Origin of the sequence: Cupriavidus consociatus (genome assembly GCF_017814975.1) — a bacterium.
Classification (GTDB): Bacteria; Pseudomonadota; Gammaproteobacteria; order Burkholderiales; family Burkholderiaceae; genus Cupriavidus; species Cupriavidus consociatus.
This window is the reverse complement of record NZ_JAGIQA010000001.1, coordinates 658,964-683,577: the sequence shown is the minus strand read 5'-3', so window position 1 is coordinate 683,577 and position 24,614 is coordinate 658,964. Positions and strand designations below refer to the sequence as shown.

Sequence of the window (24,614 nt, the reverse complement as noted above, 5' to 3'; positions counted from 1 at the left end):
GTGAGCTCCGCCGACGCCGTGCCAACTGAGAGCCTTCCAACGTCGATGTCGGCTCTCGCGCATTTCGGCTTCCTGACATTGCCCGAGTTCTCGATGATCGCGTTCTCGAGCGCGATCGAAGTGCTGCGCATGGCGAATTACGTCGGGCGTGCCGACCATTACACATGGTCGATCTATACGCCCGACGGCGCGCCGGTGCAGGCGAGCAACGGCATCGTGGTCCGCCCGACGCGCCCGCTGGATCGCTCTGCGCTGCCGGATGTGTTGATTGTCTGTGGAGGCATCCGGATCCGCGATGCCGTCGACGACGGCACGCGGACCATGCTGGCGCAGCTCGCCGGGCAGGACATGCCGCTTGGCGGTGTCTGTACGGGCGCCTATGCGCTGATGTCGAGCAAGCTGCTGGACGGATACCGCTGCGCGGTGCATTGGGAGAACCGGTCCGCCCTGCACGAAGAATTTCCGCTGGTGAAGTTCGCTGACGAACTGTTCGTCATCGACCGTGACCGGCTCACTTGCACGGGCGGCACCGCACCGATCGACATGATGCTGAACCTGGTTGGCTTGCGTTTCGGCCAGCAGCTTGCGGCGCAGGTTTCCGAACAGTTCATACTCGAGCGGATTCGTAGCGCCAGCGATGCGCAGCCGATCCCTGTCTATGCCCGGGTTGGCCTCTCGCGGGCAGAGCTGATCGAGGTCGTCCGGCTGATGGAGGCGAACATCGAGGAACCGCTGTCGCTCGATGAACTGGCGCGGCTCGTGCGGCTGTCGCAGCGGCATCTGCAACGGATGTTCAAGTTCTACCTGAACGTGTCGCCGACCCACTACTACCTGACGCTGCGCCTGAAGCGCGCGAGAGAGATGCTGCGCACGACCAACGCGCCGATCGCGCGTGTCACGGCAGTCTGCGGCTTCCATTCGCCCTGCCATTTCAGCAAGGCGTATCGCGCGCAATTCGGCCATGCACCCAGCCACGAACGCCGTCCACCGGGATGATCCTGCGCAGCGCACAGTGCAAGCTACCAGAGGCAGACGCCATGAATCCATCGTGGGACGGTCGCCGCCCGGAATTCCGTGCACAAGCGAACAAGCCTGTTACCGACTACGACATTCCCAAGATCCCCATGAGCCAGAACACCTCGCACCTTTTGCGCACGCCGCTGTACGAATGCCACCGTTCCAGCCACGCGCGCATGGCTAATGTTGGCGGCTGGGAAATGCCGGTTGCCTTTGGCTCCCAGATCCAGGAGCACCACACCGTGCGGCAGGACGCCGCAATGTTCGACTTTTCGCACGCGTGCGTGGTCGACTTGCACGGCGCGGAGGTTCGCGCGTTTCTTGGCAAGCTTCTCGCCAATGACGTCGCCAGGCTGAAGTCGGCAGGCAAAGCAATGTATTCGTGCATGCTTAACGGAGACGGAGGGGTGATCGACGACCTCGTCGTCTACTATCTGGCCGACGATCACTTCCGCATCGTCCTGAACGCGCACACGGCACGCGGCGACCTTGAATGGATCCGCTCGCAAATTGCGGGGACGGACAGCGTGGTTACCGTAGTGGCGCGGCGCCCGGATCTTGTCACGGAGGGTGTAGAGCCTTTGGCAACGATTGCCGTCCATGGTCCCAATGCACGGGAGTCGGTATTCCGGGCGATACCATCCACCCAGGTTGCCGCACAGGTAAAGCCGTTCAATTCGATCATCGTGCATGACCCTGTCGTAGGCGAGCTGATGCTGGCAAGGACGGGGAAGACCAGCGAGGATGGTTTCGAGCTGATCGTGCTGGCAAGGCATGCTGTGCAAGTGTGGGACATGCTGCGCTCGGCGGGCATCGTCCCGGCGGGTCTGGATGCCTGGGAGACGCTTCGGCTTGAGGCTGGCATGCAGCTGGCCGGGCGGGACATGGACCCAAGGTGCTCCCCCTTCGATGTCGGCCTGGGATGGAGTGTCGATCTTGACTCGGAGCGGGACTTTGTTGGCAAGGCAGCGCTGCGCACACGTCGTCAGACCCGGCAGTTCGTCGGGCTGGTATTTGAACAAAGCGCTGCGGTCGCCCGCACGGCCAGCCCGGTGGTGAACCTCCAGGGCGAGGTCATCGGAACGGTCACCAGCGGAACGTATAGTCCGACACTTCAGATCGCCATCGCCCTGGCACTGATCGACCCGGACATCCCGTTCGGCGCGTATGTGGATGTCGAGGTGTATCGCAATCGCGTTGCTGCGAAGGTGGTGCGGCCGCCTTTTGTACGGGACGGGCGTTCCATGCCACGGCTTGCCTAGCACCGATGTAGTCAGCAAGGATAAGGAGGAGTCCAACCATGTGTTCGGCACTATTCAAGCAGGGCATGCGACGACTCGCCGCTTCCGTGACGGTCATCACCGCCCGCGACGGGGGCGAAGTCGTTGGGCTGACGGCGACGGCGGTATGCTCGCTTTGCGCGGAACCACCCTCGCTGCTGTGCTGCCTCAACCGGAGCAGCAGGACAGCCCAGGCGATCGTGAATTCGCGCCAGTTCGCGGTCAACATACTTTCGCCGAACGACATCGAGGTGGCCGGAAAATTTGCCACCAGTGCGGCCCCGGCGGAGAAGTTCGCCGTCGGCGAGTGGAATGTGAGGCCGGGCGCCGCGCCATGGCTGTCCTCCGCCACAGCTGTCTTCGAGTGCAGCGTGTCCGAGATCATCGAATCAGGCACTCACCTCGTCTTGATTGGCGACGTGACCGATGTTCGCCTGGACGCCGGGGATTCAGCTTCGCTACTGTATGCGCGGGGGGAGTATGGCCGGTTCATCAATGCCGTCATGACGGCGGCGGCCTGATGCCAGGGTGCGGCATCCGGCGAGCTGACAAAGGCCAGTCGGCCCGCGCTGCTTGTGCGACGCTGGCATCGGCATGCCGGAACCTGGCCTTGTCCCATGCCTGCCCGGCAAGCTTCAATGCAGCCGCGTCCCCGCACCCAGCCAGCGCTCGAGCCCATGCGATATCGAGATCGCCAGGGCCCGGCGCCAGCCGTTAATCGAGACGATGTGGCGACGATAAATGGCATTGTGTAGCAGGCCAGCCAGACGTCCCTCCACATACCAGCCTGAAATACCCTTGACCGAGGCCAGCGAACCGACGGCCAGGCCACCCGCCAGCGAAATCAGCGATCCATAGTCCCGGAAGACAAAGGGCCTCACCGGCTTGCCCGCCAGATGCCGCGGCACCGCGTCCGCCAGATACAGGGCTTGCTGGAAGGCAACCTGTGCCCGCGTGGGGAGCTCCTTTGCCGCATTGGCGGGCCGGCAGCTGGCGCAATCGCCGATCGCGAAGACGTTTTCGTCATCCAGGCACTGAAGCGTGGGGCCCACGCGGGCCTGTCCCTTCTCATTGACAGCCAGGCCAAATGACGCGACCAGCGCCGGCGCAGCGACGCCTGCGGCCCAGACGACGACGTCCGCATCGACCGGCTCGGTGCCATTGAGCGTGAGTCCTTGCGGCGTGACCGCAGTCACGCGCTGCCCGGTGGCGATGCCGATGTTCTGCTTGGCGAGTTGCCGTGCCACCCGGGCCGCAAGCTCGCCATCCATCCCTGGCAGGAGACTCGGCGCCGCTTCGAGCACGGAGATATCCACGTCACGGTTCGGGTCGAGCTGATGCACGCCATAGCGGTTCAGCAGGTAGGAGGTGCGGCGCAATTGCGCGGCTAGCTGGACGCCGGTCGCTCCACCACCCACGATAGCCACCCGCACCTTGCTTGCCTCTCTGTCGGGCGACAACGCGGCGGCTGATTTGCGGCGCAGGGCGGCGTGCAGGCGCTCGCGCACGCGCTCAGCACCGCTGACGCTGTCCAACGCCAGCGCATGTTCGCGGGCTCCGGTCACGCCAAAGTACTGCGTGACACCGCCGATCGCGAGCACAAGCTTGTCGTATGCCAGCTGCCGGAGGCGCGCGCCGGACGTATCTGCTTCGCCGCCGGCGGTCAGGGAGATCACGCGGTGCGACCGGTCCACGGAAACGAGGTCCCCCTGAATGAACTCGAAATGATTGCGTTCGGCCTGTAGCGCGAAGGAGGTGTAGTGAACGGTCGGCTCAACCGTGCCAGCGGCCACCTCGTGCAACAGCGGCTTCCAGAGATGCGTCGGGCTGCGGTCTACCAGGATCACCCTGGCGCGCCGGCGTTTCCCTAACGTGCGCCCCAGTCCAATGGCGAGTTGCAAACCGGCGGCGCCACCGCCAACAACGACGATCGTATTCATATTGGTTTTCCGAAGTCAGCTAAGGAGCGGCAGAGGGAGCCGTGCGCGGCGCACCTCGAGAACGTGTATCGCGCGACGGCCATGCCTCGCTACCGTTGTCGTTCCGCCTTGCGAATGCACCGTCATGCGCGTTGAGTCTTTCCCCCTGCATGCCGAGGCGACGCGCGATCTCGTTACAGCGCCTCGACGCCGACACCAGCGACGCATGTTGTGGCGGTACGCCCGTCGTGCGCAGGATCAGGCGATACAACTCGTCTTCCGACTGGTGCCCGGACAGGGCGTCCGCGGTGGCCACAACTGAAAACCGGTCGACCCAGTCTGGCCCCAGCGTTGATTCCATCAATGCGCAGACCATCCTGGACGAAAGCCTGGAGCCCAGTGCAAGGCGCACCCCGTCGAGCGCGGCGTCTTCCATCCGGGCAAGCGCCTGTGCTTCGATCCCAAACCTGCCCTGAGCGCACGCGGCGATGAAGCGCTTCTCATACGCCAGTAGATCGGCCTCCGCGTGCTCCCGCACCGTTTCGCTGTTTGCCGAACCTGCCGTCAGGCGAAGTTCGCTGAAAGTGTGTGCGACATCTTGCACTGAGGTGGCAGCTTGCCGAGCGCATGAGGCTCGCCACGCTTCGCCGCGCTCTTCTTTGGGTTGGCCTTGGTGCGGATCGTCAAGCCGGGGCATGACGTCGTCCAGTGCGAATACAAGCAGTTCAGGTGACATTGCCGTTCTCTCTCTTAAGAGCCTTAACCTAAGGGGTCGCGTGGATTGCGTTTCCGTGCTGCCCACTATAAGGTAGCGGGCTCATACGAAAAAATTGATAATCAAAACCGACCCATTGGTTTTTTGATATGAATCGATCCACCACGTTCCGGCAACTGAATGCCATCGATGCTGTTGCACGCCTGGGCGGTGTCTCGCGGGCGGCTGAAGAATTGCACCTGACGCAGCCGACGGTGTCATTGCAGTTGCGCCTTTTGGAGCAAGCGACCGGTACGCCGCTCGTGCAAAGGGTCGGCCGAGGCATGCAACTGACGCCTGCCGGTGAGGTCATCGCCGGCTATGCCGGCCAGATGCTGCGCTTGTGGCGCGATGCGGTCGAAGAAGTCGCCGCGCTCAAAGGGGACCAGGCCGGTACGCTGCGGGTGGGGGCGATTACGACGGCAGAGTACCTGTTGCCGCCGATGCTGGTGGCATTCACCGGGCAACGCCCCGAGGTCAAGATCAAGCTCAGTGTAGGCAATCGCGAGGAGATCATCCGCATGCTGGCCATGCACGAAATCGACCTTGCCATCATCGGCCGGCCACCCAGCGACGTGCGCACCCACGCGACGCCATTTGCCAAGCACCCCATGGCGTTCATCGCCGCGCCGGATCATCCGCTGATGTCACGCAGGAATCTTTCCCTGAAAGACTTGCTGAACGCCAACTTGCTGGTGCGGGAGAGGGGGTCTGGCACGCGCAATACGGTGGAGCGCCTTTTCAAAGAGGCGGGGCACCGCTTGCCCCTGGGTTCCGAGCTATCAAGCAATGCCGCCATCAAGCGCATGGTGGCGGCGGGGCTGGGTGTCGCCTTCCTCTCGCTGCATGCCTGCACGCTCGAATTCCAGGCAGGGCTGATCGGGCTGCTGCCACTCAAGGACAATCCGATTGAGCGCGACTGGTATGTCCTGAACCTTCCCGGCGTGCGCATTCCCCGTGTTGCCATGGCGTTTCGAGCGTTCCTGATCGAACATGGCCAGGCGGAGATCACGCGCCAGCTCGAAACATTCGACGGGATACTCAGCCGTCTGCATGCGAAATCTTCGGGTCGGCGCGACCGCGGACGCCCGGCGTCCCGACGCTAACCCGCGTGGCTTCGCCCCCTGCTCAGACTCCCTGCACCTGTCTGCCGCCACGTTCGCGTTCTGGTCCAGGAATAGGCCAGCGGGCTGGCCTGCGTTTGTGCCCAGATACAGAGCATGTTTGCTAAGGCTATGATTTTCCTAGGAATGTTGCTGGTGGGTCGAGTGGATGGCATCCACTGTTTGCCCGGCCCGCGAGGCTTCCCGCGCTAAAGGATTTGCCGGAACGCGGGCACTCGCCAAGGAGCATTTCGACCTGCGCCGGCAGGGCGGAATCAAGGCAGCGTGGCCACGCTGGGTGTTGCTAGATAGCGCCAACCTCGTTTCACATTCGCGCTGCAGCACTTCCCGACCTAATATAGGCCATGCCATCGGCGGCACGGGGGCTTCCTATGATGATCGATCCGCCAGTCTTGCCATGTTGACGCGCAGAGCCTTCCTGCTCGGCGGTGCGGGCGCCGCTGGTGTGCTGGTGATTGGATGGGCCTGGCTGCCGCCGCGTCAGCGCCTGGTGGGCGGCGAGCCGCTAGCAGTGCGCAATGGGCAATTCGCGCTGAACGGCTGGGTGAAAGTGGCGTCTGACAACACCGTCACGGTGGTGATGAACAAGGCCGAGATGGGGCAGGGCGTGCATACCGGCGCGGCGATGCTGCTGGCCGAGGAGATGGAGGCCGACTGGTCGCAGATCCGCGTCGAGCCGTCTCCGGTCGACAACCTGTACAACAACATCGAGGGCGTGGTCGCCAACCTGCCGTTCCGACCGGACGACAAAGGATGGCCCAGGCGGGCCGCGGAATGGTTCGTGCGCAAGGGTGTGCGCGAGGTGGGCATGATGTTCACCGGCGGCTCAACCAGCATCAGGGACCTGTGGAATCCGATGCGCGAAGCCGGCGCCGCCGCCCGCATGATGCTGTGCGCGGCCGCGGCCAGGCAGTGGGACGTCAAGGCCGAGGAGTGCCGCGCGCAGGCCGGCAAGGTAGTGCACCCGTCGGGACGCAGTGCCACCTTCGGCGAGCTGGCCGCGGCAGCCGCGCGCGAGGGCTTGCCGCGCACGGTCGAACTGAAGGAACCGGCCAACTTCAGGCTCATCGGCACCCGCACGGCGCGGCTTGATACACCGGCCAAGCTTCACGGCACCGCCCGCTTCGGTATCGACGTGGTGGCGGACGCGATGGTCTACGCCAGCGTGCAGATGTGTCCGACGCTGGGCGGCAAGCTGCAGGGATCGCCGCCGGACGATGTGAAAAAATTGCCCGGCGTGCTCGACCTTGTCGCGCTGGAGCCGATCCCGGGCGGCAGCGGCGGCGTGGCGGTGATCGCCAGCGATGCGTGGATCGCCATGCAGGCGGTGGAAAAGGTTCAGTGCAAGTGGGACGCGGGCGAGGCGCAAAGCCTTTCGAGCCCCGGTATCCGCGACCTGCTGGTGAAGGCGCTCGACGCCTCCAACCCGCGCATCTGGTACGAGCATGGCAACGGGCGCGCCATGGCGCAGGGCAAGCCCGCCATCCAGAGCTTGTACTCGGCACCATATCTCGCGCACGCCGCGCTGGAGCCCGTCAACTGCACGGTGCTGGTCCAGGAGGATCGCGCCATCGTGTGGGCCGCCACGCAGATGCCCGGGCTGGCTCGGCGCTGCGTGGCGAAGACGCTCGGCCTGGACACGGACCGGGTGGAACTGCGCCAGCAATCCATCGGCGGTGCCTTCGGGCGCCGGCTCGAAGTGGATTTCATCTGCCAGGCGGCCGCCATAGCCGCCAGGCGCAAGGGCGTGCCGGTGCAGACGATCTGGTCGCGCCCCGAGGACATGCAGCACGACTTCTACCGTCCGGCCAGCGTGTCGCGCTTCGAGGCCTGGCTCGACGGGAACCGCAAGGTCATCGCCGTGCGCAATATTTCGGCCAGCCAGTCAGTGCTGGAGAGCACCGCGAAACGCAACTTCGGCCTGCCCGACATCTTCGTGTCGCGGCTGGACAAGTCCACGGTGGAAGGCGCCTTTGACCAGGCCTATGCCTGGCCAGACATATGGGTTGGCCACCACACCGTGGATCTGGCCATCCCGGTGGGCTACTGGCGCTCGGTGGGGCACTCGCACCATGCCTTCTTCATGGAAAGCTTCGTTGACGAACTGGCGGTGGCTGTCGGCGCGGATCCGCTCGATTACCGCATGACCCTGCTCAGGGATGATCGTCAGCGCGCGGTGCTCGATCAGCTGAGAAACATGTCGGGCTGGGGCCAGCCTATGCGCAGGAAGCCTGGCGTGGCCAAGGTGGGGCGTGGCGTGGCCCTGCATGAGTCGTTCGGCAGTGTGGTGGCGCAAGTGGCCGAAGTGTCGGTGGACAACGCGGGGCAGGTGCGCGTGGATCGCGTCTACTGCGCTATCGATTGCGGCATGCCGGTGAACCCGACCCTGATCGAGCAGCAGGTGGAAGGCGGCATCGTGTTCGGTCTGTCGGCGGCGCTGTGGCAGAAGATCACGCTGGATGCAGGCAAGGTGAAGGAGGACTACTACACCGCCTTTCCGGTCATGCGCCTGCGCGACTGTCCGGACATCCAGGTACACGTGATGCCTTCGATGGGACCGCCCCAGGGCGTGGGCGAGTCCACCACGCCGCCGGTCGCGCCGGCGGTGGCGAACGCCTTGTTCAATGCGACTGGCGAGCGCTTGCGCGACCTGCCGCTGTTGAAGACCCTGCCGCCTTCCGGAGCCTGCGATGCCAGACAACCAGCTCAGTGTCAACGGTAAGCGCGTCGACATCCGATCGGACCACTGCACGCCCTTGTTGTGGGTGCTGCGCTGCGAACTGAAGCTGACGGGCACCAAGTTCGGGTGCGGCGTGGGAGTATGCGGCGCCTGCGCGGTGCATGTCGACGGCAAGATGCTGCTGTCGTGCCAGCACCAGGCGGGCGAGATGGAAGGCAAGAAGATCGTCACCATCGAAGGACTGGAGGGCCCCGAAGTGAACGCGCTGCGTGCCGCCTGGCTGAAGCACGAGGTCGTTCAGTGTGGCTACTGCCAGAGCGCGCAACTGATGGCGGCGAGCGCGCTGCTCAAGCGCACACGAAATCCGAAGGAGACGGAGATCGTCGACCAGATGAGCTGCGTGATCTGCCGCTGCGGCACGTATACGCGGATCAGGCGGGCGATTGCGGAAGCGGTTGGGATGCTGAGGGGATAAGGGGACATCAGGGCATCAGCGCTTGATGGCATGAGGGCGCCATCCGAGAGTGGCCGCCATGGCGCCGCACGCGTGCGTGCCCCCAGTCTTGCAGGCGAGCCAGAAATCTCAGGGGAAAGGCGATGAAGGATTCCGGGGCAGCACCCGCGCCGCGCTATCCGGGCGGGTCGAAACCTGCGGCCGCTGCTGCCGGTGCCGCGGCGAAACCAGCCGTGTCTGCTGCGATCGGGCGCGTGGAACTCTATACGCAAAGAGCCATGGTGAACTGGCTGAGCCCGCTGCAGCTTCCGTTCACCGCCATGCGCGTTGCCGTGGCAATGGCAGTCGGCACGTTTGCGGACCAGCGCATGGTGCAGGCCGCACTGTCCACGCTGAATCCGAATCCGCCGATTCCCGTACCTGCTGACGAGCAGGGCGGTGTCTGGGTAGACTATCTGTCCGACACGGGAGACGGTTGGGACTCGACATACTCCATGGCGTTGTGCGTCAGTCACGGGGTGACAGTGCGCGATCAGGGTGTGACGTTGCCGCGGTCGAAAGTACTGTTGCTGGGCGGCGACCAGGTGTATCCGACCCCTGCCCATGATGGCTACCGGTCCCGCTTCGTCGATCCTTTCCGGGCGGCCTTCCCCGCGCCAGTCGAGGCCGCGCAACCCGCGTACAGCGACCAGCAGATCCAGTTGCCGGACGCACCGTGGATGGTCGCCACGCCTGGCAATCACGACTGGTACGATGGTTTGCGAGGCTTCGCCCGGCTGTTCTGCAGTGGCAAGTCCGTGGGCGGCTGGGAGACGCGCCAGCGCACGGGTTACTACGCCTTGCAGTTGCCCGGCGGCTGGTGGATCTGGGGCCTGGACCTGCAACTGGAGTCGGAAATCGACCGGCCGCAGCGCGAGTACTTCCAGAAGATGCTTGCGGAGTTGCAGCCCGGTGATCGCGTGGTATTGTGCGCGCCCGAGGCAAGCTGGGTGGATGAGATGGAGCGCGTGCGCCGCGGGGAACGGCGGGCCGTGCCGTCGATCGAGATCAAGACGCCGCGCTTTCGGAGTTTGAGCGAGATCGAGGGGATGCTGGGTGACCGGCTCGCACTTGTGCTGGCCGGCAACTCGCACCATTTCGCGCACTATGTGCCAAAGGAGGGCACGGCGGGGCCGCACCGCATCACCTGCGGAGGCGGTGGCGCCTTTCTTCACGGCACGCATCTGCTGCCAGATCCGCCCAGGCCTATCGTGGTGGGGCCGGCCAGGCAGTTCTACGAACTGAAGGCCGCGTATCCGGAAAAAGCGACCTCCCGGCAATTACGCAATCGGGCGTGGCAACTGCCGGGGCGCAACCTTTCGTTTTGCGCGCTGGTGGCCAGCGTGTACTTGCTGTTCGGCTGGATCGTTCAGAGCGCGAGCCTCGTACCGTTGCCCGGGAGCAATCACCGCGGCTTCGTGCAGAGGCTGCTCGACCTCGAAGTGACATTCGGGAACATCGGCGAGGTATATCGCGAACTGTTCCGGGTCATGGCGCATAGTCCGGCGTCAGTGTTGTTTGTGGCAGCCATTGTCTTTTGTTGTGGTGCGCTGTCGACCAGGGATGTCAGGCGGGGTGTCGGGCTCGCGTGCGTTGTCGGCGCGTTGCACGGGCTGCTGCATCTGGCACTGGCGGTCGCCATGCTATGGCTCGTCACGCGCTTCAACCTCCACGGCTTTGGCGCGGACAAGCCGCCACCCATGCTGCTCTTCCTCGTCGAAGCCATGCTGCTGGGCGGGACCGTCGGCGGCCTGCTGTTCGGCGGGTGGATGGTTCTGGGCAACGCCCTGTGGCGCCTGCACCCCGAGGAGGTGTTCTCCTCCCAGCGCATCGCCGACTACAAGTGCTTTCTGCGGATGCGGTTCGAGGACGGGCAACTGACGATCTATCCACTCAAGCTGGAGAAGGTTTGCCGGAAGTGGAAGCTGGGTGAGGGCGTCAGGCGGCTGGCAAAGGTCCGCGGCACCTGGCGCGTGCGCGCCCAGCCCGGCGCAAGCGGGCCCCGCTTCGTGCCGGCAGACGGTGAGCTATCGCCGCCGGAGGCGGTGCAGATGATTGAGGAGAAGGCAATCATCATCCCACGATAGGGAGCGTCAGATGAGCAATGCGCTGGCATGCGATGTCGTCATCATCGGCAGCGGCTTCGGTGGTGCGGTCTCGGCCTGCAGGCTCGCACAGGCCGGCCGCAGGGTGTTGGTGCTGGAGCGCGGACGGCGCTGGAGCCCGGCGACCTACCCGCGCGACGAGAATGACCCCTGGCTGTGGAACCAGGAACGCGCACATCGCTTCAATGGCTGGGCCGATATCCGGACATTCTCTGATGTCTGGGTCATCGCCGGGGCCGGAGTCGGTGGCGGCTCGCTGATCTACGCCAACGTCTCCGTGGAAGCCAGGCCAGAGGCCTTCCAGCGTGGCTGGCCGGAAGAGGTTACCTATGCCGAGCTGCAGCCCCACTACGAAGAGGTGGGGCGCATGCTCGCAGTGAGCGAGGTTCCGGATAGTCAGTTGAGCGAGCGAACCCGGCTATTGCGCGAGGGGGCGCAAGCATGCGGGTGGGGCGACCGCTTCCGCAAACTGCCGCTGGCTGTGTCCTTTTCCGAGCATTGGGATCCCACACGGCGAGACCCCCGCGCGGACCGCCATTCAGAGAAATTCCTGAACCGGCACGGCAGGTGGCAGGGCACTTGTGTCCACTGCGGCAACTGCGATGTGGGGTGCCAGGTATCGGCCAGGAATACGCTGGACCTGAATTACCTGGCGGTGGCTGAAGACAATGGCGCCGAGATCCGTCCCTTGCACCTGGTAGACAGGCTGGAGCCGCTGCAGCAGGGCTGGCGGGTGTGCTTCAGGAAAATCGACCCGGATGACTGCACGATGAGCCCTGGCGAAGTCACGGCTGCCCGGGTGATCCTGGCAGCCGGCTCAATCGGCAGCACCGAGCTCTTGCTGCGCTGCCGGGATGAGCATCGCACTCTGCCCGGGCTCTCACCACGCCTGGGATATGGCTGGGCCCACAATGGCGACTTCGTGACGCCAGCCTTCTATGACAACAGGACGGTCTCGCCTTCCCATGGCCTGACCATTTCTGCGGCGATCGACCTGCTGGACCACAGCGGCCCGAACGGACAGGCCCTCTTCGTGGAGGATGGCGGCTTCCCGAATCTCGCAGGCAACTTCATTCGACGCCATTTGAAGAGAACGCGTTCGCGCAAGCTGCGCGCTGTGTGGAAGGAGATCGGAGGGCTGTTTGACGACGGCGATCCGATCGAGAGCATGATGCCCTGGTTCGGGCAAGGCGTGGACCCGGGCGATGGGCAGTTGAGGCTGGGCCGCACATGGTACGCACCATGGCGCCGGGTGCTGCGGCTAGACTGGTCTTACCAGGCTTCGGTGGCGGTCATCGAGGCCATGATTGCAGCGCATACGCGGCTCTCGGAAGCGACTGGCGGGGATCCGTGGGTACCGCTCACCTGGCGGCGGTGGCACAACCTGATCACGCCGCACCCGCTGGGCGGCTGCAACATGGGTACCTCTCCCGCGGACGGCGTCGTCGATGCACGGAGCCGGGTATTTGGCTACCCGGGGCTGTATGTGATGGACGGCGCAATCGTCCCCCGTCCGCTCGGCCTGAACCCTTCGCGCACCATCGCGGCACTTGCGGAGCGTAATGTGGCGATGCTCCTGCGCGAGCGGGATTGACGCACGCTGGAATGAGCGTGGTCCTGGTAAGCCGTTGCTGCATAGACGCCAGTGGCGAAGCTACATCGAAGGCCAGGATGTAGGTTCGCCGTCTTTATTCTGCTCGACTGCCGGCTCGGAAGTGTGGCACCGGTGCAGTTTCTCGAGGCCAATGATGGCCCCCTCCAAGGCGATCCAGATCGTGTTTATCGGCGGTCGTCGCTGACTGGTGCGACGTATCTTGTCAGATTTTTCTCTATTTGTTTCGAGATCTCTACTCAGGACATCGTATCGCTATAGTCGGTCCTGCTGCGTCTTCGCGGCGCCAATGACAAGGCAGGAGGGAAAAGATGGCTGGCACGCCGAACGCTTCGCGATGTACCGCTTTGCGGATAGCACAGCAAGGAGCCGCGCCATGGGAGACCAGTGGCGGCCGGGGTATTGCAGAACTGTTGCTGGGCGTTGTGCTGGACGCAACATGCGGTGCAGCGATCCCGGTCATGCTGACCGTGCAGATCAGCGCGGCATTGCGAAGTGGCGCATTCGACCGCGATGCGCGCCTGCAGCATGCACAGGGTTTGCAGCAGCAATGGCTGGCCGAACTCCGGCAAGCGGGGAGCCTTGTGAGTCGCGCACATGTAGTCGTAGAAGCTGAACTGCCTTCGTCCAGCTATGTGCCCTGGCATGGCGGGATCAGGCCGATTCCATTCCACCATGACGACGGCATTGCGCATTGCTTGCGGGTGGCGCGGCTGTTCGACACGGCGATCCGCTCGCGTGCTGGCGCGTTCGGGCTGGTTCCGCTGTGGCTCACGATCCTTTACTTCGGCGACGCCGCGCAGTTGGCGCGGCAGCGGCAACCGCTGACGGTGTCGGCGGTGAGCGAAGGGCGGCTTGGCCCACTCCGGCAATACGAAATGAAAGTGTCCCAGGGAAGCGAAACAGTCGCGATGCTAACCACCGTCTACGATAATGCCTAGGCCAGAAAACCGGTCGGCGCGGCCCGCCGTTATTGCCGCAGTCATTGGGCTCGCTCGCCGCGGCGGGCTCGACAGCTTTTCCATCAACGATCTCGGGCAGGCGCTTGGCGTGTCCAAGAGTTGCGTTTACCGGCACTTCGAATCCCGCAACGACATCGTAGCGGAAGCCATGCTTGCCTACGCGGATGCGCTCGCCCGGCACGCAACCAGGGCTGCCGCCGGGACGCCTTCGGGATTACGCCGGCTGCAACGCATGTTGGACGTCTGGCTCGGCGACTATGTGCTGAGGGAAGGCTGCCTGATCCTGCGTGCGGGAACCGAGTGCGCCAATCGAGCTGACGATACGGTAAGCCGCAGCGCTGCGCGGGCGGTGACGGCATGGCGCGGCTTGCTAGCCGCGCAGCTGGAAGACGCCGTGCGGGCTGGCGAGATCGAGGCGGAGGTCGATACCCAGCGCGTGGTGTTCGAGATCTTCAGTTTCGCGCTGGGCCTCCAGCACGATCACCTGTTCCTTGGCGACCCGGTGGAGTTCCGGCAGGCGGTGCTCAGCGGTATCCTTGCCCGTCATGGCATTCGGATCCCAGGCGCGACCCCAGGGCTTCCGCCCGGCTCGCGCCCGATCGCAGGGCACTGAGCCGCCGGGTAGACTTGCCGACGGCGGCGAGCTCATTCCGGTCCGTGCAATGCCAACAACTGCCGCTTTGCCGCGGCCAGCACCGCATCGGACCGCTTGTCGTTCGCCAGCACCCGTGACACCACCAGCGCGCCGATCATCGCGCTGACCGCGAACATGGCCTTGTCGGGATCGTCACCGCCCAGTGCGTCGTCCATCCGGCCGATGAACCGTTCGATATGGGCTGACATGGCTTCGCGCGCCGGCTCGTCGGCACGCGCCACGTCGCCCGCCAGCGCGGCGATGGCGCAGCCGGTGGTGCGCGCCTCCCGATGCGTGCGGCTCAGGTAACTGCGCACCACCGCGGCGAAGTCCGGCGTCGCTTTGCCACTCTTTGCCTCGAATGCGGCCTTTCCGTCATCCAGTGCGCGTTCCAGCGCATGCACCAGCAATTCCGACCGCGAGGCGAAGTGACCATAGAAGCCGCCGTGGGTCAGGTTGGCGCTGCGCATCAACTTGCCGACGCTGACGGATTCAAGTCCGCCGTCCCGGATCTGTTCCGCCGCCTGCTCCAGAATGCGCTCCCTGCTGCGCGCCTTGTCCGCCTGAGAGTGGCCCATCTGCCATTCCTTTCATGTCGCCTTGACATTCTGCATTGTGATCGTCATTCTCCTGAATGACAACCATCATGCAGATTAGGGGCGCCTGCCATGGCCGAACCGGACGAACTGGACGTTGATCTGGACGACTACGAGGTGCCTTTCAAGGGCATTGTCGAACAATCCATTGCCGGCATCTACATCCTGCAGGATGGGCGGTTCCGCTACGTCAACGAGACCTTCGCGCGCATGTGCGGGCTGCGCCGCGAGCAATTGCTTGGCGCCCGCCTGCGCGACGTCGCGCACCCCTCGCAACGCGCCGCGCTGATGAACCAGTACGCGCGCAGGATCAAGGGCGCCGCGCCCGCCGACCTGTTCGTCATTCGCCGCACATCGTCACACAACCCCGGTTGCTTCGAAATCCATGGCACGCGCGTGATCTTCCACGGGCGCCCGGCGATCGTCGGCGTCGGCATCGACATTACCGACCGGGAGCGTCAGCGTGAGCGGCTGGTCGAGGCCGGCGAGCGACTGCAGGAACTGGTGGCAAGCGCCAACAGTGTCCGCGAGAACGAGCGCAACCGCGTGGCGCGCGAGCTGCACGACGTCATCGGCGGCATGCTGACAGCGATCAAGTTCGACCTGTCACGGTTGTCGCGTGGCATCGAGGCGCTGGACCGGGCTTGCGCGCCGCGTGCCAGACGCAGCCAAAAAGAGGCGCCGGCCCTTGCATCCCTGGCATTGACCGCGGCCCAGACCCTGCAACTCACGCAGGAAACCATCGAGGCCGTGCGCACCATTTCCGAAGGGCTGAGGCCTGGCGCCCTCGATCATCTGGGCTTGTGCGACACGCTGTACCTGGATCTCGGCCGTTTCGAGAGACGCTACGGCATTGCCACGCGCATGCGCACGGCTGGCGAGGCGCGCGCCATGGACCGCAATCGGGAAATGGGCATCTACCGGATCTTCCAGGAAGCGCTGACCAACGTCGCGCGTCACTCCATGGCCACCGAAGTCGCCGTCTGCCTCGACTGGACGGCAGACCGGCTGGACGTGGAAATCTCGGACAACGGCCTGGGCTTTGATTTCGGCTCTGCCGCGGCCGAGGGGCATCTGGGCTTGCTCGGCATGCAGGAACGGGCGCGCGAACTCGAGGGCACGCTGGTGCTGGACACCGGACCGCGCTCCGGCGCGCGGGTGCGCCTGAGCGTACCGGTCCCGCCCTGCAGCCATCGGCAAGCTGATGCGCAGGCGACCGGATGCGCCCGCAACGGCGCGTATCACCACGGAGAGAGACATGATTCGGCTGCTGCTGATCGATGATCACACCATCTTCCGCCAGGGGCTCAAGCGCCTGCTGGCCGAGCACGAAGAATTCGATGTCGTCGCGGAAGCCGGCGACGCCTCCGAGGCGCTGGGCCGGCTGCGCGAGCAGCCATTCGACGTGGCGCTGCTCGACGTCAACCTGCCTGGCCGCAGCGGGCTGGAGATGCTGCCTTCGCTGCGCGCCGAGCGGCCCGCGATGCCGGTGGTCGTACTGAGCATGTATCCCGCCGAGCAGTATGCGCTACGCGCCTTCCAGGCTGGCGCATTCGGCTATGTCACCAAGGACATGGATGCGATGGAATTGGTCGATTCCATCCGCAACGTGGCGAAGGGCAAGCGCTACATGACACCCGCCGTGGCAAACTGCCTGCTCGACGGCTTCGACCGTGTCGGCGATAGCGCGCCGCACCGGCAACTGTCGTCTCGGGAGTACGAGATCATGCTGCTGATCGTGCGCGGCATCCGCCTGACCGAAATCGGCCGCCAGATGTTCCTCAGCGTGAAGACCGTGAGCACATATCGCTCGCGCATCCTGAAGAAACTCAGTGTCTCCAGCAACGCCGAACTGGCACGCTATGCCGTCGAGCACCGCCTGATCGACTGAAGTCCGAACCGCAATCTGCGCGGCGACAGCTTCAGAAAACGCTGACACGGCGCAGAGTGAGTTCCGACAGCCAGATTCGCGCCCGGCATCCAAACTCTCTTCAACGACACGACTCCACCGGGGTCGGAACCGAAGGAGAGAATGATGACCACGGACGTGCTGCAGCACCTGGACGACGGCGTGCTGGTCGTGACGATCAACCGGCCGGCAAAGAAGAACGCGATCAGCGCGCCGATGTATCAGGCGCTCGCCGAGGCAATCGTCGCAGCCGACCGCCGCGAAGACGTTCGTGCCGTGCTGTTGCAGGGCGAGGGCGGCAACTTCAGCAGCGGCAATGATATCGGCCTGTTCGTGAACGGACCGGCATCCGATCACAAGGCGTCGCCCGCCGCGCCATTCCTGCGCGCGGTCATCGCGCTGCGCAAGCCGATGGTGGCCTGCGTGTGCGGACACGCGGTCGGCATCGGCGCCACCGTCCTGCTGCATTGCGATTATGTCGTCGCCTCCGACGACGCGCGCATCCGCTTCCCGTTTGTCGATCTCGGCCTGTGCCCCGAATTCGCCTCCACGCTGCTGCTGCAGCAGGTGGTGGGCCGCAACAAGGCCGCCGAATGGCTCTTGCTTGGCGCCACCATTCCCGCCGCCGAAGCGCACCGTGCGGGGCTGGTCAATCGTGTGATGCCGCAGAACACGGTCAGCGAAGAAGCCTTGTCGGTCGCCAGGTGCCTCGCCGCCAAGCCGCCCCAGGCCCTGATGGCAACGCGCGGCCTGATGCGTGACGCCACCCGCGCTTTGGTCGAGAGCAGTCTCGAGCGCGAGACCGTTGTCTTCGACACCTTGCGCCGGTCGCCCGAGGCGCAGGAAATCTTCCGGCGCTTCCTGCAGCGCACGCAGGCCCCGACGGCGCTCGGCGCCTGACCGGCGCAGCCGCATCCAGCCCCATTCCCAAAACCTCGGCCGGGCACCAATCCCCCGATACGAAGGACGCAAAGGACCTCCCATGAGCACCGAATACGCAGTCATCGATGACATCGCAGTCATCACGATCACCAATCCGCCGGTCAACGGCCTGGGCTATGCCGTGCGCGTCGGCATTCTCGACGGCATCGATCGCGCTGCGGCTGACGCAAGCGTCCGGGCCATCGTGCTGACCGGCGCCGGCAAGGCCTTCTCCGGCGGGGCCGACATGCGCGAGTTCAACTCGCCGAAGACGGGGCGCGAGCCGGGCCTCAATACGGTGCTTGCAGCCATCGAAGACAGCGCCAAGCCGGTGGTCGCCGCCGTGCACTCGGTGGCGATGGGCGGTGGCCTGGAGCTGGCGCTGGCGTGCCATTACCGCGTGGCCGTGCCGAAGGCGCGCATCGCCTTGTCCGAGGTGACCATGGGGCTGCTGCCCGGCGCTGGAGGCACCCAGCGGCTACCGCGCCTGATCGGGCTGGAAGCGGCCACCAACATGATCGCGCACGGTACTTCGGTCACCTCCGAGGCGCTGGCCGGGTCCGGGCTATTCGACCGGCTGGTTGACGGCGACATCCTGCCTGCCGCGCTCACCTTTGCGCGCGAGGTTTCCACGCGTCCTGGGCCGCATCCGCGTGTGCGCGACCTGCCGGTCACCCACCCGAACCCCGAGGGGTACCTGGCGGTGGCGCGTGCCGCCATCGCCGCCCGCTACAAGAACCTGCCGGCGCCGCTGCGTTGCCTGGACGCCATCGAGGCCAGTTTCACGCGGCCTTTCGATGAAGGACTGGCGCTCGAACGCCGCTTCTTCCTCGAATTGATGAACGGTCCTGTGTCAAAGTCGCTGCGCCATGCATTTTTCGCGGAACGGGCAGCGGCGAAGCTGGCGGGCGTGCCCGAAGCGGTGGCGGAACGGACCATCGACAAGGTGGCAGTTGTTGGCGCCGGACTGATGGGCAGCGGCATCGCGATGAACTTCCTCAGCGCTGGCATGCCTGTGGTGCTGCTGGACGTTTCGGAAGAGGCGGTGCAGAAGGGCGTCGCCGCCATCCGGCGCAACTACGAGGCCGGCGTGAAGAAGGGCAAATTGGGCGCAGAAAGCGTCGAGACACGCATGGCGCTGCTGCAGCCGGCTGTTGAACTGGGCCGCGTTGCCGATTGCGACCTCGTGATCGAGGCGGTTTATGAAGACATGGACGTCAAGCTGCGCACGTTCCGCGCGCTCGACGAGGTGGCACACCCCGGGGCCATCCTGGCCACCAATACTTCGACGCTCGACGTCGACCGCATCGCCGCCGAGACCAGGCGCCCGCAGGACGTCGTTGGCCTGCATTTCTTCAGCCCCGCCAACGTGATGCGCCTGCTGGAAGTGGTAAGGGGCGCTCAGACCGCACCCGACGTGCTGCAGACCGCAATGCGGCTGGCCCGCCGGATCGGCAAGGTCCCGGTGGTGTCCGGCGTCTGCGACGGCTTTATCGGCAACCGCATGCTGGCGAAGTACACCCGCCGCGCCGGCGAACTGCTGGAGCAGGGCGCCCTGCCGGAGCAAGTCGACCGCGCCATCGAGGCTTTCGGCTTTGCGATGGGCCCGTTCCGCATGGCGGACCTCGCTGGCAATGACATCGGTTGGGCGATCCGCAAGCGCCGCTATGCCGAGAATCCCGCCCTGCCTCGCTTCGAACTGGGCGACCGCCTGTGCGAAGCCGGCCACTTCGGCCAGAAGACCGGCGCAGGCTGGTACGACTACGCGGCCGGCCAACGCAAGGCGCTGCCGTCGGCTCGCACGCGCGCCATGCTGGAGGCGTACTGGCAGCAGCACGGCGTGACGCCCCGGCGCTTCAGCGACCAGGAGATCGTCGAGCGGCTGGTCTACGCGCTTGTGAATGAAGGCGCCGCCATCCTGCAGGAAGGCATTGCTGCCCGCGCCTCCGATGTCGATGCCGTCTACCTGCACGGCTATGGCTTCCCGGCCTGGCGGGGCGGACCGATGTTCTACGCCGATACGGTCGGCGTCACCAACGTCCGTCGCACGCTGCATGCGCTGTCCGCCGGCGCCGCGGGCGATCCCGGCTGGAAGCCGGCTGCGCTCATCGAACAGCTTGCCGACGAAGGCGGCGCCTTCAACGCCTGAATTCCCCAACCCAACGGAAAACAAATCATGAATGAGGCCGTCATCGTATCGACCGCCCGTACCGGCCTGGCCAAGAGCTGGAAGGGCGCCTTCAACATGACCCATGGCGCCACGCTCGGCGCGCATGCGGTGCGGCATGCCGTGGCGCGCTCGGGTCTCGACCCGGCCGAGATCGAGGATTGCATCATCGGCGGCACTTTTGGCGAGGGCACCACGGGCGGCAATATCGCCCGGGCTATCGCGCTGCGCGCCGGGCTGCCCGTCACGACGGGCGGCGTCAGCGTCAACCGGTTCTGTTCGTCCGGCCTGCAGACCATCGCGATGGCGGCGCAGCGCGTGATGCTGGAAGGCGCGCCCGCTATCGTCGCCGGAGGCGTCGAGTCGATTTCGTGCGTCCAGAACCAGGCGAACACGCATATGCGGCGCGATCCGTGGCTGGCCGAGCACAAGCCGGAGCTGTACTGGAACATGCTGCAGACCGCCGAGCAGGTGGCCAAGCGCTATGGCATCGGCAAGGACGCTCAGGATGCTTATGGCGTGCGCAGCCAGCAGCGCGCCGCCGCGGCACTGGCCGCCGGCAAGTTCGACGACGAAATCGTACCGATGACCACCACCATGGGCGTGGTCGAGGCGGACGGTCGCATCACCACCCGCGAAGTCACGATCTCGCACGATGAGGGCATCCGCGCCGACACCACGCTGGAGGCGGTCTCGCGCATTCGCCCAGCGCTGCCTGGCGGCGTGGTCACCGCTGGCAATGCGAGCCAGTTTTCCGACGGCTCGTCGGCGTGCGTGGTGATGAACGCCAGGTTGGCGGAGCGCCGTGGCATCGAGCCGATGGGGCTGTTCCGCGGCTTCGCCATTGCCGGCTGCGAGCCCGACGAAATGGGCATCGGTCCCGTCTTTGCCGTGCCGCGCCTGCTCGAGCGCGCCGGCGTCCGGCTGGAAGACATCGGTCTGTGGGAGCTGAACGAGGCGTTCGCCTGCCAGGTGCTCTATTGCCGCGACCAGCTTGGCATCCCCGATGACCGGCTCAACGTCAACGGCGGCGCGATCGCGGTCGGCCATCCCTACGGCGTCAGCGGTTCGCGGCTGACCGGTCATGCGCTGATCGAAGGCAAGCGCCGTGGCGCGAAGTATGTCGTGGTGACCATGTGTATTGGCGGCGGGCAGGGCGCCGCCGGGCTGTTCGAAGTGCTTTGACGATGTCCATCCATTAACAAGGAGACAGCAATGACGGTAGTGGCAAATCTTTTCGACCTGAAGGGCCGCACGGCCCTTGTCACTGGCGGATCCAGTGGTCTGGGGCTGCAGATTGCGGAAGCGCTCGGCACGCAGGGCGCGCGGGTGGTGATCTCGGCGCGCAAGGCGGACGCGCTGCAATCGGCGCAGGCGCACCTGGCCCGCCTGGGTGTCGACGCCAGCTGGATCGCGGCCGACAACGCGGCCGAGGACGATGTCGAGCGACTCGCCAATGAAGCGATGGAGCGCCTCGGCAAGGTCGACATCCTGGTCAACAACGCGGGCGCAACGTGGGGCGCGGCTACTGTCGATCATCCGCTGGCCGCCTGGGACAAGGTCATGAATCTCAACGTGCGCGCGATCTTCCTGCTGACGCAGAAGATCGGGAAGCTGTCCATGCTCCCGAACCGCTACGGCCGCGTGATCAACCTGGCGTCGATTGCCGGGCTGAAGGGCAATGGTCCCAAGGGCCAGCCGACGCTTGCCTACAACACCAGCAAGGGCGCGGTCGTCAACCTCACGCGCGCGCTCGCCGGCGAATGGGGGCCGTACGGCATCACCGTCAACGCGCTCGCACCGGGCTTCTTCCCGTCGAAGATGACCAAGGGAACGATCGAGAAACTCGGTGTCGAGAAGCTGTCGGAACGCGCGCCGCTGCAGCGCATCGGTGACGACGACGACTTGAAAGGCGCCGCGTTGCTGTTCGCCAGCGACGCGGGCAAGCACATTACCGGCCAGATCCTCGCCGTCGACGGCGGCCTGACTGCCGTCTGAGGCTATCCAGCCTTATCCCGATCCACCCCAAGCACAGGAAACCATCATGAGCAACGCAGCAGGAACGCCCGAAGTTCGCATGACGATCGAGGACCATATTGCCATCATCTCGCTCGACAACGCGGCCAAGAAGAACGCCATCACACCGGAACTGATGCAGCAGCTCTCGCAGCGGCTGACCGAGTTCGACAATGACGACAACTTGTGGGTGGCGGTGCTGGACCCGGCCGGCGAGCACACCACCGCGGGCCTGGACATGCCGAAGTTCTTCGGCCCGACCGCCACGGCAAAGCCGATTCCCGATGACCAGGTCGATCCGTTCGGCCTGCGCAAGCGCTGCCGCAAGCCCGTGATCTCCGTGGTCCACGGCATCACCTACACCATCGGCATCGAGCAGATGCTGGCTTCGGACATCGTGATCGCCGCCGACACCGCGCGCTTCTGCCAGATGGAATCGAAGCGAGGCATCGCCCCGCTCGGCGGTGCGCACTACCGCTACCTGACGCGCACGGGCTGGGGCAACGCGATGTACCACCTGTTCCTGTGCGACGAATTCTCCGCAGAGGAAGCGTACCGTTGCGGCTTCGTGCAGGAAGTGCACCCGTACGGCCGCCACCGCGAGCGCGCGATGGAAATTGCCCGCGCAATCGCCAAGGTTGCGCCAATCGGCCTGCGCGCCACCAAGGCGGCAGCGCTGACCTATATCGAGCATGGCGAGCAGGCGGCCATCGCGGTCATCCCGCAGGTGCGCGAAGAGGTCTTTGCGTCGTCGGACTTCAAGGAAGGCATCCAGTCCTTTGTCGAACGTCGCGAAGCCCGGTTCACGGGGCGTTGATACGGAGGCATCCATGCAGACCTTCACGTCGATCGAAGCCCTGAAGGCATTCCAGGGCAAGGAGGCCGGGCCAGGCGACTGGCATCAGGTCACGCAGCAGGCGGTCGACCTGTTCGCGCAAGCCACGGGCGACGACCAATGGATCCATGTCGATCCGGAGCGCGCCAGGCGCGAGTCTCCGTTCGGCGGGCCGGTCGCGCATGGGTTGCTGACGTTGTCGCTGCTGCCGATGCTGATGGCCCAGGTGACGCAGTTCGAGGGCGTGCGAGCGCGGATCAACTACGGCCTGAATCGGGTTCGCTTTACCGCGCCCGTACCCGTTGGCGCCAGGGTGCGCGTCCGCGCTGTCCTGCAAGACGCGGACGACGAGGGCCAGGGCGGTGTGAAGGTGACATGGGCCGTCACCTTCGAGATGGAAGGGGCATCCAGGCCCGTTTGCGTCGCCGAATCGCTGGCCAAGCTCTACTTCTAGGCAAGCTTCCTCGTCAACAACCCGGACGTCAGCCGAGACCGCGCGATGCCTTTCGTCGCGCGGCAGGCGACCTGCGCCCTGCGGACGTGGTGGAGTCCGGGAAAGATAGAAAAAAACTGGAGACAACAAGATGGCATTTCTTGCATGGCGGTGCGGCGACGCGAGGCTCGCAGCCGTGTCGCTGCTGATTCTCGGCATCGGAACCGGAAACGGCGCGCTGGCGCAGTCGACGAGCCGCACGCCCGCATCACTGATCGTTCCTTATCCGGCCGGCAGTTCGTTTGACATTGTCGCGCGACGGCTCCAGGCCGAGCTCGGTACGCGCCTGAACCGGGTGGTGGTGGTCGAGAATCTTGGCGGCGCATCGGGTTCGCTGGGAGCGCAGCGCCTGCTCAAGGCCGACGGCGAAACGCTGTCGATGCTGGTGGCCTCCCCGAACGAACTGACGCTGCCGCCGCTGGCCATGAAGAGCGTTCGCTACAAGCCTGAAGACTTCCGCATGGTCGCGCAGCTGACCTCGGGTGTGCTGGCGGTGATGGTGCGGCCCAACTACCCGGCGAACAGTCTCAAGGAACTGATCGAGAAGGCGAGGCAGCCCGGCGTGCAGCCGCTTTCGTTCGCCAGTACTGGCGTCGGCTCCATCTTCCACATGGTGGGCGTCGACTTTGGCAGGCGCCTCGGTCTGCCGGTCAATCACGTGCCTTACAAGGGCGGCGCCCCAGTGATGCAGGACCTGATGGGCGGCCAGGTGGATATCACGTTCCTGCCGCTGATCCCCGGCTATATCGAAGCGGCGAAGGCCGGAAAGATCAAGGTGCTGGGCATCCTCTCGGCGCAGCGGCATGCCGCGTTGCCGGAGGTTCCGTCGGTTGACGACATCGCCGCATTGCGCGGTTTCCACTACGCGATGTGGACGGGCCTGTTCGTGTCCTCCAGGCTGCCGAAGGCGACTGCCGAGGCCATCGGCAAGGCCGCCAGCGAGATCGTTGCCGCTCCGGCCTTCCGGGATTGGGTTGCCGAGCGAGGCAATTCAGCCGGGGCTCCGATGGACCTCGACCAGGCCGCCACCTACTTCCGCCAAGAGTCCGACCGCTTTGCGCGGCTGGCACGCGACATCCAACTTGAACGCGAATGAG

22 protein-coding genes are annotated in these 24,614 nt (G+C 65.2%); 19 read left to right on the top strand and 3 right to left on the bottom strand.

Going from position 1 to position 24,614, the window contains the following annotated elements; translation table 11 throughout:
- From J8I82_RS03105 to J8I82_RS03095, 3 genes are all read left to right on the top strand, one after another.
- A complete protein-coding gene (locus J8I82_RS03105) occupies positions 1 to 996 on the top strand; it encodes a GlxA family transcriptional regulator (protein ID WP_209754358.1) in 996 nt (331 codons plus the stop codon).
- A gap of 128 nt (positions 997 to 1,124) precedes the next feature.
- Entirely contained in the window at positions 1,125 to 2,279 is a 1,155-nt protein-coding gene (gcvT, locus tag J8I82_RS03100; RefSeq protein ID WP_209754418.1) for a glycine cleavage system aminomethyltransferase GcvT, read from the top strand.
- A 38-nt stretch (positions 2,280 to 2,317) separates the two neighbouring features.
- Positions 2,318 to 2,818, top strand: a complete 501-nt coding sequence (locus J8I82_RS03095) for a flavin reductase family protein (RefSeq protein ID WP_209754357.1) — start codon at positions 2,318 to 2,320, stop codon at positions 2,816 to 2,818.
- A gap of 114 nt (positions 2,819 to 2,932) precedes the next feature.
- On the opposite strand, the gene J8I82_RS03090 is transcribed toward J8I82_RS03095, so the two are convergent.
- Both J8I82_RS03090 and J8I82_RS03085 read right to left on the bottom strand, forming a co-directional pair.
- Positions 2,933 to 4,237, bottom strand: coding sequence for an NAD(P)/FAD-dependent oxidoreductase (locus J8I82_RS03090; RefSeq protein ID WP_209754356.1), 1,305 nt, complete (start codon positions 4,235 to 4,237; stop codon positions 2,933 to 2,935).
- Positions 4,238 to 4,256: 19 nt separating this feature from the next.
- Positions 4,257 to 4,952, bottom strand: a complete 696-nt coding sequence (locus J8I82_RS03085; RefSeq protein WP_209754355.1) for an HAD family hydrolase — start codon at positions 4,950 to 4,952, stop codon at positions 4,257 to 4,259.
- A gap of 128 nt (positions 4,953 to 5,080) precedes the next feature.
- On the opposite strand from J8I82_RS03085, the gene J8I82_RS03080 reads away from it, so the two are divergent.
- From J8I82_RS03080 to J8I82_RS03050, 7 genes are all read left to right on the top strand, one after another.
- Positions 5,081 to 6,076, top strand: coding sequence for a LysR family transcriptional regulator (locus tag J8I82_RS03080; RefSeq protein WP_209754354.1), 996 nt, complete (start codon positions 5,081 to 5,083; stop codon positions 6,074 to 6,076).
- Positions 6,077 to 6,491: 415 nt separating this feature from the next.
- Positions 6,492 to 8,816: a xanthine dehydrogenase family protein molybdopterin-binding subunit gene (locus J8I82_RS03075; protein WP_209754353.1), complete on the top strand. Its 2,325-nt coding sequence runs from the start codon at positions 6,492 to 6,494 to the stop codon at positions 8,814 to 8,816.
- A complete protein-coding gene (locus tag J8I82_RS03070; protein WP_209754352.1) occupies positions 8,785 to 9,249 on the top strand; it encodes a (2Fe-2S)-binding protein in 465 nt (154 codons plus the stop codon). Before J8I82_RS03075 ends, J8I82_RS03070 begins: the two co-directional genes overlap by 32 nt.
- A gap of 122 nt (positions 9,250 to 9,371) precedes the next feature.
- On the top strand, positions 9,372 to 11,354 hold the full coding sequence (locus J8I82_RS03065; protein ID WP_209754351.1) for a preprotein translocase subunit YajC: 1,983 nt from the start codon (positions 9,372 to 9,374) through the stop codon (positions 11,352 to 11,354).
- A gap of 10 nt (positions 11,355 to 11,364) precedes the next feature.
- Positions 11,365 to 12,966, top strand: coding sequence for a GMC oxidoreductase (locus tag J8I82_RS03060; protein WP_209754350.1), 1,602 nt, complete (start codon positions 11,365 to 11,367; stop codon positions 12,964 to 12,966).
- Positions 12,967 to 13,295: 329 nt separating this feature from the next.
- A complete protein-coding gene (locus J8I82_RS03055; RefSeq protein WP_209754349.1) occupies positions 13,296 to 13,925 on the top strand; it encodes a hypothetical protein in 630 nt (209 codons plus the stop codon).
- Positions 13,918 to 14,559, top strand: a complete 642-nt coding sequence (locus tag J8I82_RS03050) for a TetR/AcrR family transcriptional regulator (RefSeq protein ID WP_209754348.1) — start codon at positions 13,918 to 13,920, stop codon at positions 14,557 to 14,559. The genes J8I82_RS03055 and J8I82_RS03050 overlap by 8 nt, the downstream gene beginning before the upstream one ends.
- A 32-nt stretch (positions 14,560 to 14,591) precedes the next feature.
- Here the strand turns inward: J8I82_RS03050 and J8I82_RS03045 are convergent, their stop codons facing one another.
- A complete protein-coding gene (locus J8I82_RS03045) occupies positions 14,592 to 15,158 on the bottom strand; it encodes a TetR/AcrR family transcriptional regulator (protein ID WP_209754347.1) in 567 nt (188 codons plus the stop codon).
- A 90-nt stretch (positions 15,159 to 15,248) separates the two neighbouring features.
- Here J8I82_RS03045 and J8I82_RS03040 point away from each other — a divergent pair, with 90 nt between their 5' ends.
- The 9 genes from J8I82_RS03040 to J8I82_RS03000 all read left to right on the top strand — a co-directional run bounded on the left by J8I82_RS03040 (position 15,249) and on the right by J8I82_RS03000 (position 24,613).
- The gene (locus tag J8I82_RS03040) at positions 15,249 to 16,460 is read left to right on the top strand and encodes a PAS domain-containing sensor histidine kinase (RefSeq protein ID WP_209754346.1); all 1,212 of its coding nucleotides are present in this window, start codon (positions 15,249 to 15,251) and stop codon (positions 16,458 to 16,460) included.
- Positions 16,435 to 17,067, top strand: a complete 633-nt coding sequence (locus J8I82_RS03035) for a response regulator (RefSeq protein ID WP_209754345.1) — start codon at positions 16,435 to 16,437, stop codon at positions 17,065 to 17,067. The genes J8I82_RS03040 and J8I82_RS03035 overlap by 26 nt, the downstream gene beginning before the upstream one ends.
- Before the next feature lie 141 nt (positions 17,068 to 17,208).
- The gene (locus J8I82_RS03030) at positions 17,209 to 17,985 is read left to right on the top strand and encodes an enoyl-CoA hydratase (protein WP_209754344.1); all 777 of its coding nucleotides are present in this window, start codon (positions 17,209 to 17,211) and stop codon (positions 17,983 to 17,985) included.
- Positions 17,986 to 18,067: 82 nt separating this feature from the next.
- Positions 18,068 to 20,155 (top strand): 3-hydroxyacyl-CoA dehydrogenase NAD-binding domain-containing protein, encoded by a 2,088-nt coding sequence (locus tag J8I82_RS03025; protein WP_209754343.1) that lies wholly within the window; start codon positions 18,068 to 18,070, stop codon positions 20,153 to 20,155.
- A 27-nt stretch (positions 20,156 to 20,182) separates the two neighbouring features.
- Positions 20,183 to 21,358: an acetyl-CoA C-acyltransferase gene (locus J8I82_RS03020; protein ID WP_209754342.1), complete on the top strand. Its 1,176-nt coding sequence runs from the start codon at positions 20,183 to 20,185 to the stop codon at positions 21,356 to 21,358.
- Positions 21,359 to 21,388: 30 nt separating this feature from the next.
- Positions 21,389 to 22,171, top strand: a complete 783-nt coding sequence (locus J8I82_RS03015) for an SDR family oxidoreductase (RefSeq protein ID WP_209754341.1) — start codon at positions 21,389 to 21,391, stop codon at positions 22,169 to 22,171.
- A gap of 46 nt (positions 22,172 to 22,217) precedes the next feature.
- Entirely contained in the window at positions 22,218 to 23,006 is a 789-nt protein-coding gene (locus J8I82_RS03010) for a crotonase/enoyl-CoA hydratase family protein (protein WP_209754340.1), read from the top strand.
- Positions 23,007 to 23,019: 13 nt separating this feature from the next.
- The gene (locus J8I82_RS03005) at positions 23,020 to 23,478 is read left to right on the top strand and encodes a MaoC family dehydratase (protein WP_209754339.1); all 459 of its coding nucleotides are present in this window, start codon (positions 23,020 to 23,022) and stop codon (positions 23,476 to 23,478) included.
- A 130-nt stretch (positions 23,479 to 23,608) separates the two neighbouring features.
- Positions 23,609 to 24,613, top strand: a complete 1,005-nt coding sequence (locus J8I82_RS03000) for a tripartite tricarboxylate transporter substrate binding protein (RefSeq protein WP_209754338.1) — start codon at positions 23,609 to 23,611, stop codon at positions 24,611 to 24,613.
- The last annotated feature ends 1 nt before the right edge of the window (position 24,614 follow it).

What these genes read in the sequence shown, in the direction of transcription:
- gcvT (WP_209754418.1), top strand. Translation starts at nt 1,125, where the DNA reads ATGAGCCAGAACACCTCGCACCTTTTGCGCACGCCGCTGTACGAATGC.
- J8I82_RS03095 (WP_209754357.1), top strand. Translation starts at nt 2,318, where the DNA reads ATGTGTTCGGCACTATTCAAGCAGGGCATGCGACGACTCGCCGCTTCC.
- J8I82_RS03090 (WP_209754356.1), bottom strand. Translation starts at nt 4,237, where the DNA reads ATGAATACGATCGTCGTTGTTGGCGGTGGCGCCGCCGGTTTGCAACTC.
- J8I82_RS03085 (WP_209754355.1), bottom strand. Translation starts at nt 4,952, where the DNA reads ATGTCACCTGAACTGCTTGTATTCGCACTGGACGACGTCATGCCCCGG.
- J8I82_RS03080 (WP_209754354.1), top strand. Translation starts at nt 5,081, where the DNA reads ATGAATCGATCCACCACGTTCCGGCAACTGAATGCCATCGATGCTGTT.
- J8I82_RS03075 (WP_209754353.1), top strand. Translation starts at nt 6,492, where the DNA reads ATGTTGACGCGCAGAGCCTTCCTGCTCGGCGGTGCGGGCGCCGCTGGT.
- J8I82_RS03070 (WP_209754352.1), top strand. Translation starts at nt 8,785, where the DNA reads ATGCCAGACAACCAGCTCAGTGTCAACGGTAAGCGCGTCGACATCCGA.
- J8I82_RS03065 (WP_209754351.1), top strand. Translation starts at nt 9,372, where the DNA reads ATGAAGGATTCCGGGGCAGCACCCGCGCCGCGCTATCCGGGCGGGTCG.
- J8I82_RS03060 (WP_209754350.1), top strand. Translation starts at nt 11,365, where the DNA reads ATGAGCAATGCGCTGGCATGCGATGTCGTCATCATCGGCAGCGGCTTC.
- J8I82_RS03055 (WP_209754349.1), top strand. Translation starts at nt 13,296, where the DNA reads ATGGCTGGCACGCCGAACGCTTCGCGATGTACCGCTTTGCGGATAGCA.
- J8I82_RS03050 (WP_209754348.1), top strand. Translation starts at nt 13,918, where the DNA reads ATGCCTAGGCCAGAAAACCGGTCGGCGCGGCCCGCCGTTATTGCCGCA.
- J8I82_RS03045 (WP_209754347.1), bottom strand. Translation starts at nt 15,158, where the DNA reads ATGGGCCACTCTCAGGCGGACAAGGCGCGCAGCAGGGAGCGCATTCTG.
- J8I82_RS03040 (WP_209754346.1), top strand. Translation starts at nt 15,249, where the DNA reads ATGGCCGAACCGGACGAACTGGACGTTGATCTGGACGACTACGAGGTG.
- J8I82_RS03035 (WP_209754345.1), top strand. Translation starts at nt 16,435, where the DNA reads ATGATTCGGCTGCTGCTGATCGATGATCACACCATCTTCCGCCAGGGG.
- J8I82_RS03030 (WP_209754344.1), top strand. Translation starts at nt 17,209, where the DNA reads ATGATGACCACGGACGTGCTGCAGCACCTGGACGACGGCGTGCTGGTC.
- J8I82_RS03025 (WP_209754343.1), top strand. Translation starts at nt 18,068, where the DNA reads ATGAGCACCGAATACGCAGTCATCGATGACATCGCAGTCATCACGATC.
- J8I82_RS03020 (WP_209754342.1), top strand. Translation starts at nt 20,183, where the DNA reads ATGAATGAGGCCGTCATCGTATCGACCGCCCGTACCGGCCTGGCCAAG.
- J8I82_RS03015 (WP_209754341.1), top strand. Translation starts at nt 21,389, where the DNA reads ATGACGGTAGTGGCAAATCTTTTCGACCTGAAGGGCCGCACGGCCCTT.
- J8I82_RS03010 (WP_209754340.1), top strand. Translation starts at nt 22,218, where the DNA reads ATGAGCAACGCAGCAGGAACGCCCGAAGTTCGCATGACGATCGAGGAC.
- J8I82_RS03005 (WP_209754339.1), top strand. Translation starts at nt 23,020, where the DNA reads ATGCAGACCTTCACGTCGATCGAAGCCCTGAAGGCATTCCAGGGCAAG.
- J8I82_RS03000 (WP_209754338.1), top strand. Translation starts at nt 23,609, where the DNA reads ATGGCATTTCTTGCATGGCGGTGCGGCGACGCGAGGCTCGCAGCCGTG.